Source organism: Streptomyces roseus (assembly GCF_001044425.1).
In the GTDB taxonomy this organism is placed as follows: Bacteria; Actinomycetota; Actinomycetes; order Streptomycetales; family Streptomycetaceae; genus Streptomyces; species Streptomyces roseus.
In genome coordinates, this window is the sequence record NZ_LFML01000021.1 from 1 (window position 1) to 11,131 (window position 11,131).

Annotated in this window: 12 protein-coding genes and 1 pseudogene; 6 read left to right on the forward strand and 7 right to left on the reverse strand. The window is 73.2% G+C overall.

Annotated features, from left to right (window positions below; translation table 11 throughout):
- From ACS04_RS06020 to ACS04_RS06030, 3 genes and pseudogenes are all read right to left on the reverse strand, one after another.
- Window positions 1–190, reverse strand: a pseudogene (locus ACS04_RS06020) (hypothetical protein); the annotation flags it as partial.
- A 136-nt stretch (window positions 191–326) separates the two neighbouring features.
- Window positions 327–641 carry an SHOCT domain-containing protein gene (locus tag ACS04_RS06025; protein ID WP_048475471.1) on the reverse strand — a complete coding sequence of 105 codons (315 nt, stop codon included), beginning with the start codon at window positions 639–641 and terminating at the stop codon, window positions 327–329.
- Window positions 641–1,030, reverse strand: a complete 390-nt coding sequence (locus ACS04_RS06030; RefSeq protein ID WP_048475472.1) for a DUF6325 family protein — start codon at window positions 1,028–1,030, stop codon at window positions 641–643. The genes ACS04_RS06025 and ACS04_RS06030 overlap by 1 nt, the downstream gene beginning before the upstream one ends.
- Before the next feature lie 95 nt (window positions 1,031–1,125).
- On the opposite strand from ACS04_RS06030, the gene ACS04_RS06035 reads away from it, so the two are divergent.
- Together ACS04_RS06035 and ACS04_RS06040 are read left to right on the forward strand one after the other, a co-directional pair.
- Window positions 1,126–2,496: an FtsW/RodA/SpoVE family cell cycle protein gene (locus ACS04_RS06035; RefSeq protein WP_048475473.1), complete on the forward strand. Its 1,371-nt coding sequence runs from the start codon at window positions 1,126–1,128 to the stop codon at window positions 2,494–2,496.
- On the forward strand, window positions 2,493–3,962 hold the full coding sequence (locus tag ACS04_RS06040; RefSeq protein WP_048475474.1) for a penicillin-binding transpeptidase domain-containing protein: 1,470 nt from the start codon (window positions 2,493–2,495) through the stop codon (window positions 3,960–3,962). The genes ACS04_RS06035 and ACS04_RS06040 overlap by 4 nt, the downstream gene beginning before the upstream one ends.
- A gap of 8 nt (window positions 3,963–3,970) precedes the next feature.
- Here ACS04_RS06040 and ACS04_RS06045 read toward each other — a convergent pair whose 3' ends face one another.
- Window positions 3,971–5,101, reverse strand: coding sequence for a ferritin-like domain-containing protein (locus ACS04_RS06045; RefSeq protein WP_048475475.1), 1,131 nt, complete (start codon window positions 5,099–5,101; stop codon window positions 3,971–3,973).
- A 169-nt stretch (window positions 5,102–5,270) separates the two neighbouring features.
- Between ACS04_RS06045 and ACS04_RS06050 the strand changes: the two genes are divergently transcribed.
- From ACS04_RS06050 to ACS04_RS06060, 3 genes are read left to right on the forward strand one after another with little or no spacing between them, the layout of a single operon-like run.
- Window positions 5,271–6,200: an AurF N-oxygenase family protein gene (locus tag ACS04_RS06050; RefSeq protein ID WP_048475480.1), complete on the forward strand. Its 930-nt coding sequence runs from the start codon at window positions 5,271–5,273 to the stop codon at window positions 6,198–6,200.
- 29 nt (window positions 6,201–6,229) lie between these two features.
- Window positions 6,230–6,946: a TetR/AcrR family transcriptional regulator gene (locus ACS04_RS06055; protein ID WP_048475476.1), complete on the forward strand. Its 717-nt coding sequence runs from the start codon at window positions 6,230–6,232 to the stop codon at window positions 6,944–6,946.
- A gap of 10 nt (window positions 6,947–6,956) precedes the next feature.
- On the forward strand, window positions 6,957–7,256 hold the full coding sequence (locus ACS04_RS06060; protein WP_048475477.1) for a hypothetical protein: 300 nt from the start codon (window positions 6,957–6,959) through the stop codon (window positions 7,254–7,256).
- Here the strand turns inward: ACS04_RS06060 and ACS04_RS06065 are convergent.
- The 3 genes from ACS04_RS06065 to ACS04_RS06075 form a co-directional block, all read right to left on the reverse strand.
- On the reverse strand, window positions 7,253–8,512 hold the full coding sequence (locus ACS04_RS06065) for a sensor histidine kinase (protein ID WP_048475481.1): 1,260 nt from the start codon (window positions 8,510–8,512) through the stop codon (window positions 7,253–7,255). The two genes, ACS04_RS06060 and ACS04_RS06065, sit on opposite strands and share 4 nt — an antisense overlap.
- A 5-nt stretch (window positions 8,513–8,517) precedes the next feature.
- Window positions 8,518–9,294, reverse strand: coding sequence for a hypothetical protein (locus tag ACS04_RS06070; RefSeq protein ID WP_245236296.1), 777 nt, complete (start codon window positions 9,292–9,294; stop codon window positions 8,518–8,520).
- Window positions 9,295–9,400: 106 nt separating this feature from the next.
- Window positions 9,401–10,003: a hypothetical protein gene (locus ACS04_RS06075; RefSeq protein ID WP_158977190.1), complete on the reverse strand. Its 603-nt coding sequence runs from the start codon at window positions 10,001–10,003 to the stop codon at window positions 9,401–9,403.
- Window positions 10,004–10,185: 182 nt separating this feature from the next.
- Here ACS04_RS06075 and ACS04_RS06080 point away from each other — a divergent pair, with 182 nt between their 5' ends.
- Window positions 10,186–11,049, forward strand: a complete 864-nt coding sequence (locus ACS04_RS06080; protein ID WP_063839241.1) for a nuclease-related domain-containing protein — start codon at window positions 10,186–10,188, stop codon at window positions 11,047–11,049.
- The last annotated feature ends 82 nt before the right edge of the window (window positions 11,050–11,131 follow it).

Consider the following 11,131-nt stretch of genomic DNA (forward strand, 5'->3'; position numbering starts at 1 on the left):
CGGCCGGGCTCCGGCGCGGGGCGGCGGCCTGGCGGGCGGCGGCTTCCGCCGTGGCGCGGGTGTGCGGGGTCGTGGCAGCGACCGGGTCCGCCGGGAACCCGGGCAGGGCCCCGGTGTGGGTGACGGGGAGCGGACCGGCCGAGACGAACAGGGCGGCGATGCAGGCGGCACGGAGCACGCGGCGTGACATGGGTTCACCTCCAGGCGGCCGATGCTGCCACGCCCGGTATGACAAATCCCCCACCCGAGACGGCCGTTTCCGCACACCCACCCGTCCGGCCCAGCGCGGCCGGAGCCGGGGCCGGGGGCGAGCCGGGGGCGGGGCGTCAGGACTGCAGGAGGCGGGCCTTCGCTTCCTTGAACTCCTGCGGCGTGAGCAGGCCCTCGCGGGCCAGGTTCGCCAGCTGCGCCAGTTCCGAGGCCAGGCCCTGGTGCGGGGTGCCCGGGGGAGCGGCGTCCGGGGGAGCGGTGCTCGTCCGGGCCGGGGGGCCCGGCGCCCCGGTCGTCCCCGACTCGGGTGCGGGCGCTTCCGGGACGGCCGCCCCGGTCCCCGTCGCCCGGGACAGGAGGCCCCGGAGGAGGGGGCGGCCGGTGGGGCGGTCGGCCGGTTCCACTCGCGTGCCGATCGGGCGGATGAACATCAGGCCGCCTCCGTCCGCTCCGGCGGGATCCGGACCGAGCCCGCGATGCGCCCGCCCGCCGCCCGTACGGCGATCGCCGCGTCCTCGGCCCATACGTGTTCCACGAGCAGCAGCAGCGCGCAGCTGCCCCGTTCCAGCAGCCGCGCCGACTCCTCGACGTCCTCCGCCCCGATCAGTCGGGCGGCCTCCCGGTGCCGCAGCAGCCCCTGCAACTCCATGAACGCGTCGAACTCCGCCGCCAGCACCTCGCCCCCCGCCGTCTTCGTGACCACGAGCCCGTCGATCAGCCGTACGACCCCCGCCTTGCGCAGCCCCATCACGGCTTCGACGGCCGGTACCCGCAGCTGCTCCTCCGGGAAGGCCAGGACGATGAATTCCACTGGTCCCATGTCTCGCCGCTCCCACTCGTGACCGATTCTGACTACTCCTCGGCACTCTATGACATAAGCGGACATACCATCCGTCCGCTTGCTACGTTTCCGATATGACCGCTCTGACGGCAGAGGTGGCGGAGCCCGCGCCGCCCCCGCCCCCCGACGGCTCGGCGCCCAAGCGCAGAGGCGTCGAGCTGACGCTCCTCGCCGGAGCCGTCCTCATCTGCGTCCTCGGCCACCACTGCGTCGCCCTCGCCACCGCCGGCCGCACCCCCGAGCCCGCGGGCCGCTATGCCGCCTGGCTCGCCGGGGCGGCCCTGCTCGCCCACCTCGCCGTCCGCTTCCGCGCCCCGTACGCCGATCCACTCGTCCTGCCCATCGCCGTGCTGCTCAACGGCCTGGGCCTGGTCCTGATCCAGCGCCTCGACGCGACCACGCCCACCCACCCCACCGCCGGCGGCCAACTGCGCTGGTCGGCCCTGGGGGTGGCGCTGTTCGTCCTCGTCGTCGTGGTGCTGCGCGACCACCGCGTGCTGCAGAAGTACGCGTACCTCTCGGTGGCCGCCGCCCTCGCGCTGATGCTCGTCCCCGTGTTCTTCCCGGCCGTCAACGGCGCCCACATCTGGATCCGGTTCGCCGGGCTCTCCTTCCAGCCCGGGGAGTTCGCCAAGATCCTGCTCGCCGTCTTCTTCGCCGCCTACCTGGCCGCCAACCGCACCGCCCTCGCGCTCACCGGGCGACGGCTGTTCTGGAAGCTGCGCCTGCTGCCCGGCAGGGTGCTCGGGCCGATCCTCACGATCTGGCTGCTCAGCGTCGGACTGCTCGTCCTGGAACGGGACCTGGGGACCTCGCTGCTGTTCTTCGGACTGTTCGTGATCATGCTGTTCACCGCCACCGGCCGGATCGGGTGGATCGCGATCGGGCTGCTGCTCGCCGCCGTCGGCGCGTACGCGGTCGGCACCTTCGAGCCGCACGTGCACAGCCGGGTCGAGGACTGGCTGAATCCTTTCGCCTCCATCGACAGGGGCGAGGGCCCCGGACAGCTCGCCCAGTCCCTCTTCGCCTTCGCCGCGGGCGGACTCCTCGGCGCCGGACTCGGCCACGGCCAGTCCTTCCTCATCGGCTTCGCCGCCAAGTCGGACTTCATCCTCGCCACCGCCGGCGAGGAGCTCGGCCTCGTCGGGATCACCGCGATCCTGCTGCTCTACGGACTCCTGGTCCACCGGGGCTTCTGCGCCGGGCTCGCGCTGCGCGACCCCTTCGGGCGCCTGCTCGCCACCGGGCTCGCCTCGATCGTCGCGCTCCAGGTGTTCGTCATCGCCGGGGGAGTCACCGGGCTGATCCCGCTCACCGGCATGGCCATGCCCTTCCTCGCCCAGGGCGGCTCCTCCGTCGTCACCAACTGGGTCATCGTCGCGCTGCTCGTCCGCCTCGGCGACAGCGCCCGCAGGCCGCGTCCCCCCGAGGAGGCCGCCGCGTGATCCGCTACATCCGCTGGTGCGCGTGCTTCTGCGCCCTGCTGCTCGCCGCCCTGCTCGTCAACGTGGCCCGCGTGCAGGTATGGGAGGCCGCCGCGTACGGGGCCAACCCGGCCAACAAGCGGCCCGCCGTCGAGCGCTACGCCGAGCCCCGCGGGGACATCCTGGTCGACGGCCGGCCCGTCACCGGCTCCCGGGACAGCGGGCAACTGCTGCGCTACGAGCGGACGTACGAGAACGGCCCGCTCTACGCGCCGGTCACCGGGTTCTCCTCGCAGACGTACGGGACCAGCCTGCTGGAGCGCGCCGAGGACGCGATCCTCGCCGGCACCGATCCGGGGCTCTCCGCCTTCCCGCTCTGGTACGAACTCGCCCGCGGCCGCCCCTCCGGCGGGAACGCGGAGACGACCGTGCGGGCCGGCGTGCAGCGGGCCGCCTACACCGGGCTCGCGGGCCGGCGCGGAGCCGCGGTCGCCCTGGAGCCCGCCACCGGCCGGATCCTCGCGCTGGTCAGCAGCCCCTCGTACGATCCGGCGGAACTCTCCGGCACCGGCGGGCCCGTCAAGGCGGCCTGGGCCCGGCTGAACGCTGACCCCGCCCGGCCGATGTTGAACCGGGCGCTGCGGGAGACGTACCCGCCAGGCTCCACCTTCAAGATCGTGACGGCGGCCGCGGCCCTGGACGCGGGCGTGGTCGCCGATGTGGACGCGCCCACGCAGACCCCCGACCCCTACCCGCTGCCCGGCACCAACACCCTGCTGCCGAACGCGGGCAGCGGCTGCCAGGACGCCTCGATGGCGGAGGCGGTGCAGTGGTCCTGCAACACGGTGATGGCGAAGATCGGGGTGCGGGTCGGACTGCGCGCGATGGTGGACGCGGCGCGCCGGTTCGGCTTCAACGAGGAGGGGCTGCGGGTGCCGGCCTGGGTGTCCCGGTCCAACTTCGACACCGACATGAGCCCGGACCAGCTGGCGCTCTCCTCGATCGGGCAGTTCAACACGCGGGCCACGCCGCTGCAGATGGCGATGGTGGCGGCGGCGGTCGCCGGCGGGGGCGAGCTCCCCTCCCCGTACCTGGTCGAGCGGACCACCCAGGACGACGGGGACCAGGTCCGGCGCGGGCGCCCGCACGGCCTGGGCCGGGCGATGAGCCCGGCGACGGCCCTGCGGTTGCAGGAGATGATGGTGGCGGTGGTGGAGAACGGCACCGGGCACAACGCCGCGATCCCGGGCGCGGTGGTGGGCGGCAAGACCGGCACCGCCCAGCACGGGGTGGGGAACGCGGGCACCCCGTACGCGTGGTTCATCGGCTGGGCCAAGGCGCAGGACGCGCCGCTGCCCGGGGTGGCGGTGGCGGTGGTCGTCGAGGACGCCGAGGCGCGCCGCGGGGACATCAGCGGAAACGGCGCGGCGGCCCCGATCGCCCGGGCGGTGATGGAGGCCGCGCTCGCCGCACCGGCGAAGCGCTGACGGAACCCTCAGGCGGGATCCGCCCCCTCGGCGATCGCGGCCTCCACCTCCGCCACCCGGTCCGCCTCCTCCGCCGCGAAGCGTTCGCGGTCCAGTGCCTCGGCGATCTCCTCGTCCTGGCTCATCAGCAGGTCCAGGTTGGAGTCGCCCATCTCGAAGACGCCCATGTCCAGGTACGCCTTCTGCAGCCGCCCGCCCCACAGCCCGATGTCCTTCACGCACGGCACGATCCGGCTGAACAGCAGCTTCCGGAACAGGTGCAGGAACTCCGACTGCTCGCTGAACTCCTCGGCCTCCTTGCGGGAGATGCCGAAGTTCTCCAGCACCTCCACCCCGCGCAGCCGGTCGCGCATCAGGTGGCAGCCCTCGATCACGAACTCCTCGCGCTCGCGCAGCTCGGCGTCCGTCAGCTGCCTGTAGTAGTCCCGCAGCGCCATCCGTCCGAAGGCCACGTGCCGGGCCTCGTCCTGCATCACGTACGCCAGGATCTGCTTGGGCAGCGGCTTGTCGGTCGTGTCGCGGATCATCCCGAAGGCCGCCAGGGCCAGCCCCTCGATGAGCACCTGCATCCCCAGGTAGGGCATGTCCCAGCGGGAGTCGCGCAGGGTGTCGCCGAGCAGCGCCTGGAGGTTGTCGTTGATCGGGTAGACCATCCCGACCTTCTCGTGCAGGAAGCGGCCGAAGATCTCGGCGTGCCGGGCCTCGTCCATGGTCTGGGTCGCGGAGTAGAACTTCGCGTCCAGGTCGGGCACCGATTCCACGATCCGCGCCGCGCACACCATCGCGCCCTGCTCACCGTGGAGGAACTGGCTGAAGTTCCAGGCGGTGTAGTGCCGGCGCAGCTCGCCCTTGTCCTTCTCGGTGAGCTTGGACCAGTGCCGGGTGCCGTACAGGGTCAGCGCCTCGTCCGGCGTGCCGAGCGGGTTGTACGGGTCCACCTCCAGCTCCCAGTCGATGCGCTTGGCGCCGTCCCACTGCTTGTCCTTGCCCTTCTGGTAGAGGGCCAGGAGCCGCTCGCGGCCCGAGCCGCCCTCCTGGCCGACGTACATGGCCTCCCAGCTGAAGCGCGCCGCGCCGGAGGCCGGGACCTGCCAGGTCGCCGCGCCCGGGTCCTTGGTGTAGAGCTCGTGCGTCGACACTGACGCCCCCTCGGCTCGTGTACTTCCGTACAGGACTGGATGGTTGGCAGCGTCACACGTTGGTAGACACGGGGTCAACAAGTCGTGCGCAGGGGATTGACGGTCTTGCTGACAAGCAGTCTCATAAGTAGCGACCGCCGGTAACCCGATGAGCGAGGTATCCGAAGCCATGACCACCGTGACCGATCGAGGCGCGCTGCAGGACGCGCTCGGCCTCCTCAAGGACCGCGAAGAGATCGCGGCGCGACTGCTCGAATCCTCGGCCAAGCACTCCTTCGACCCCGACAAGGAACTCGACTGGGACGCCCCGCCCGTCGACGGCAAGTACTACTGGCCGCCCGAGCTGCTCTCCCTCTACGACACCCCGCTGTGGAAGAAGATGGGCGAGGAGCAGCGCATCGACCTCTCCCGCCACGAGGCGGCGGCGCTCGGGTCGCTCGGCATCTGGTTCGAGATCATCCTGATGCAGCTGATGGTCCGGCACATCTACGACAAGTCCCTGACCAGCAACCACGTCCGGTACGCGCTCACCGAGATAGCCGACGAGTGCCGCCACTCCATGATGTTCGCCCGCATGATCCAGAAGGCCGGGGCCCCCGCCTACCCGGTCTCGCGCACCAACCACAACCTCGCCCGCATCCTCAAGACCGTCTCCACCACCCCCGGTTCCTTCGCCTGCACCCTCCTCGGCGAGGAGATCCTCGACTGGATGCAGCGCCTCACCTTCCCCGACGAGCGCATCCAGCCCCTCGTGCGCGGGGTCACCCGCATCCACGTCATCGAGGAGGCCCGGCACGTCCGCTACGCCCGCGAGGAACTGCGCCGCCAGATGCTGACCGCCCCGCGCTGGGAGCAGGAGCTGACCCGCGTCAGCTGCGGCCAGGCCGCCCGCGTCTTCTCGCTGGCCTTCGTCAACCCGAAGGTCTACGAGAACGTCGGTCTCGACCGGCGCGAAGCCCTCGCCCAGGTCCAGGCGAGCGGCCACCGGCGCGAGGTGATGCAGACGGGCGCCAAGCGGCTCACGGACTTCCTCGACGACATCGGCGTCCTGCGCGGGGTCGGCCGCAGGCTCTGGAAGAGCTCGGGACTCCTCGCCTGAACCGGCTGTTTCGGGGCTACCCTGCGGGCATGACGACCGTACGCGCCTACCGCAGGCTGAGCGTCGAGGAGCGGCGGGCCCAGCTCCTCGACGCCGCCTTGTCGCTGTTCGCGCACCGGGCCCCGGAGGAGGTCTCGCTCGACGACGTCGCCGAGGCGGCGGGCGTCTCGCGGCCTCTGGTCTACCGCTACTTCCCGGGCGGGAAGCAGCAGCTGTACGAGGCCGCCCTGCGCTCGGCGGCCGACCTGCTGGAGCAGTGCTTCGCCGAACCCCAGGCCGGACCGCTCACCCAGCGCCTCTCCCGCGCGCTCGACCGCTACCTGGCCTTCGTCGACGAGCACGACGCCGGCTTCTCGGCCCTCCTCCAGGGCGGAAGCGTCGTCGAGACCTCCCGTACGACGGCCACGGTGGACGGCATCCGCCGGGCCGCGGCCCAGCAGATCCTCTACCACCTGGCCGTCCCGGCCCCCGGCCCGCGGCTGCGGATGATGGTCCGCACCTGGATCACCGCGGTCGAGGGAGCCTCCCTGATCTGGATCGACGAGGGCAAGCAGCCGGAGGTCTCGGCCCTGCGCGACTGGTTGGTCGACCAGTTCATAGCCCTCCTGACGGCGACCGCGGCCACCGACCCGGAGACGGCCGCCGCGGCGCGCGCCGCGCTCGCCCTGGAATCGGCCGACGGCCCGGTCGGCGTCCTGGCCCGCCGCGTGATCCCGGTGGTCTCCGAGGCCGCCCACCTGCTGTGACACTGGTGGGGTGAGAAGCGAAAGCACGCCCTTCGAGGGCGGTCCGATGGACGGGCGGGTCCTGCCGATCCTCCTCGGCCCCACCGGCCACCCGCCAAAGTGGTACGAGATCCCGGTCCCGGCGGCCGACGGCGGCCCCCCGACCGTCCTGGTGTACGAGCGGGTCCCGTCGGGCCATTCGAAGCGGCTGCACCTCCAGAAGGGCTGGAAGTACACGTACACCCCCTCCGGCCGCAAGCCCGCGCTCCGCTGGCCCTGGACGAAGACGAAGCCGATGCCGCGGACCCCGCCGGGGGAGGACTCCGCCTAAACCGTGTCCGGCGCGGGCCCGGGGAGGGTCAGGACGGCCAGCGCCCCGCCGCCGGGCGCGGCCCGGAACTCCAGGCGCGCGCCGATCACCTCCGCCTGGCCCACCGCGATGGTCAGCCCCAGCCCGTGGCCCTTGCCCGTGCCCACGCCGCTGGTCCGGAACCGCTGCGGGCCGTGCGCCATCAGGTACTCCGGGAACCCGTCGCCGTGGTCCCGTACGGTCATCACCGGGCCGTCCACCGCCAGCACCACCGGCTCCCGCCCGTGCTTGTGCGCGTTGGCCACCAGGTTCCCCAGCACCCGCTCCAGCCTGCGCCGGTCCGTCTCCACGTGCGCGTCCCGGAGGACCACCACCTCCGTCCGCGTACCGGAGGCCCGCACCACCCGCCGCGCGAGGCGACCCAGCTGGTGCAGGTCCGTCTCCACCACCTCGCGCCCCGAGTCCAGCCGCGAGATCTCCAGCAGGTCCTCGGTCAGTCCGCGCATGGTGCGCACCCGCTCCCGGACCATCTGCGTCGCCCGCCCCTCCGGCAGCAGCTCCGAAGCCGCCACCAGGCCCGTCAGCGGAGTGCGCAGCTCGTGGGCGACGTCCGCCGTGAACCGCTGCTCGCTCAGCAGTTTCGCCTGCAAGGTCCCGGCCATCGTGTCGAGGGCTCCGGCCACGGTCGCCACCTCGTCCTGGTGCCGCTCGGGATCGTGGGTGCGCGGATCGTCCACGCGCGCGTCCAGGTCGCCCCGCGTGATCCGCCGGGCCACGCCTGCCGTCTGGTGCAGCCGCCGCGTCACCCGGGTCACCGCGAAGGCGCCCACCAGCAGCGTCCCGCCGATGGCGAGCAGGGACGAGCCGATGATGGCGTTGTCCAGGCCGTTGATCGTGCGCGCGCTCTGCGAGTAGTCCACGGCCGCTGCCAGTACCTTGCCGTCCGCCGGGGCCGCGGCCCACATCGTCGGCCGGCCCCGGTACTCGGCCACCATCGTCGCGCGCTGACCGGTCAGGGCCATGGCCCGCAGCTCCGGCGGCAGTCCCGCCGGGTCGATGCCGGCGCCGGGCCGCAGTGCCTCACCCGCCTCGTAGTCGCGGGAGACGTCCTGGAGCCGCTCCAGGGCCTTGTCCCGCGCCGCGGCGACGGTCTGCCGGGTGACCTGCACGTGCACCAGCGCGCCGAGCACGGCCGCGAGCGAGCAGCACATGACCACGATGAACAGCCCGGACTTCCAGGTCAGCGTGGCCGTCCACGCGGGAAGCCGGCGCCGCAGCCACCTCACGGGGCCGCCTCGGCGGACGGCTGCTGCGGGGCCGGTGCGGCCGGGTTCTGCGCCGTGCCCGGCAGCCGTACGATCTGCTCGCGCGTCGGCAGCATCGTCCGCTGCTTCTCGTCCCAGGACCACGCGGTGATCAGCTCGTAGCCCGGATGGCCGCTCGGCACCCGCAGGACCACGTCCTGTCCCGCCAGTTCCACGGCGACGACGGTCTGCGTCGTCGCCATGATCCGGTTGAGGCGCCCGTCCGGATCCGCGGTGTAGGCCCGTACGGACAGCATCCGGTCCGGCAGTTCGATGCCGACGACGAGCTCGTCGAGCCCGTTGCCCGTCAGGTCCCGGTAGTACGGGGCCAGCACCGGGCACGTCCCGGGCGACTGCCCAGCCTTCCCGCAGGCCTTGACCGCGGCGACGGTCTCCGGGGGCATCCCGTCCGGCCCGACGTCGGTGTTCGGGTGGGCGGCCAGCTCCGCCTGGACGAGGGCCACCGGATCGACCCCGTGCACGTTCTGGTCCGTCACGCGGGCCAGCCCCTGCACGTATTCCGGGGGCGCGCCCCCGGGCTCGGCGGGCGGAACGGTCGCGCCCCGGTGCGAGGGCCACAGGTGTACGGGCCCGCTGGCGGTCGGGGTCGGACCGGCGGCCACCAGCCCGCCGGCGTCACCGCACCCCGCGAGCAGGAGCAGCAGCGAGACCAGCGGGAGGGCGAGCAGGGCGGCGCGGGAACGGGGTCGCGAGCGGGCCCGGGAGGCGGGGACCGGGCAGGTCAACGTACGCACAGCCGACTCGGCCTCCTCTCCACGGACACGGCGCCCCCTCATCGGCGCATCCTAACCTTATGCGGAGATATGACCGGTTCGGGATGATCTTGTGCGGTCTCGGGGCTCAGCCCTCGGTCCGGCCCCGGCGCAGCATGGCGAAGCCGAGCCCGGCCGCGCCCACGGCCGCGATGCCGCCGCCCGCGGCCAGCAGCAGGACGCCGTCGCCCGGCCCTTCGGCCAGCGTGTCCAGGGTTCCGCCGGCGAGCGTGCGGGCGTGCCCGGCCGAAGCCCGCACGACCCGGCCGTCGCGGACCCCGGTCTTGTACCCGTCGGACACCGCCGTGGCGGTGTGGCCGGCCGCGGATCCCGTCTCACCCACCCAGGAGGAGAGCCGGCCGTCGGGCTGGAGCGCCGCGTGGAGCGGGCCGGAGCCGCCGAAACCGGCCATGCCGTCACGGCTGGTCAAGGTGGCGGCCCGGGCGCCGTCGGCACCCAGGATGTCCGCCTGGAAGCCGCCCGCGGCGACCCGGTAGACGTTCGCCTTGGACAGGCCGTCCGCGAGGGCGACGCTCTTGACCAGGGTCCGGGGCGCACCCGCGGAGCGCGCCGCCGCCGCGGCGGGCACCCCCTCGGCGAGGGCGGCAGCGGCGGGCAGTGCGAGGAGGGTTCCGGCGCAGACGGTCACTGCGGCGGCTCGTACGAGAGTGCGGCGGTCGACGGTGCTCACGGGAAGTCCTTCGGTCCGGTCCAGGTGCGACAAACCTAGGAGTCCGCTGTGTCGGCACGGCGATGAACTTGTAACAGGAACCCGGCGGAGTTCCGTAGAAGCTGTTACACGGCCGAGAACTCCGCCGGGGGATTGCCGGGAGCCGTCCGGGCTGCTCCCATGTACGGCGGGGGGTGAGGTCCATGCGGGGACTCAAGGTGCTTCCGAGCGGCCGCCCCGGCCGCGGCCGGCTCTACGTCAACCTGCCCGACGGCCAGGCGGTGGCCTGGTACGACCGGCAGACCAACCGGATCAGCGTGCTCGCCGACCAGCACCGCGAAGCGGTCGTGGCGGCGTTGCGCCCGTACATCGCCGGCCCGTTCACGGTCGGTCCGCCGCCGGTGCCCTCACCGGCCGACCTGCGCAGACTCGCCCTCCCGCCGGACGAGGACCTGGCCCCGAACCGCCCCGGCGAACTCCTGCTGGGCGAACTGGAACACGGCTCGGCGGGCACCCGGATCCGGCACCGGATCCGCCAGGACCTGACGGCGCAGCAGCGGATGGGCGACCTCCTCGACTCCCTGGAGCCGGAGGGCTGGCGGGTCCTGCACGGCGTCCCGCTCCCGGGCCTCGGCCGCATCGACCACCTGCTCGTGGGCCCGGCGGGGATCTTCTGCGTGCGCACGCTCCCGGGGCGCAGGCAGCGCGCGGCCGTCGGGGACCTGCTGCTGACGGTGGGCCGCACCGAGCCGCGCCCGGACCCGCGCTGGATACGCCGGGCGGCCGCGGCGGCCACCCGGGCGCTCGCGGCCCCGGTGCTGCCGGCCCTGGCCCTGGTCGACGCCTCGCGCGTCGAGGTGGCCCCGACGGTCCGCGACATCCGCGTCCTGGAACCGGCGACGGCCGCGGCGCACCTGGCGTCCGCCCCGGTCACCCTCAAACCCCCGGACGTCGAAGCCCTGTTCACCCAGGCCCGCGACGCCCGCTCCTGGCTCCCGCCCCTCCCGCACCGGCCCCGCCCCCGGTCGCGGTCCTTCACCGGCCGCAAGCCCCGGAACGCGTCCTAGACGAGTAAGTCCGAAGTCCTTGGGCGCATGAAGCGAGGGTCTCGTTGGTTTGTGTGTGACGACAAACCTGGAGACCCTCGCG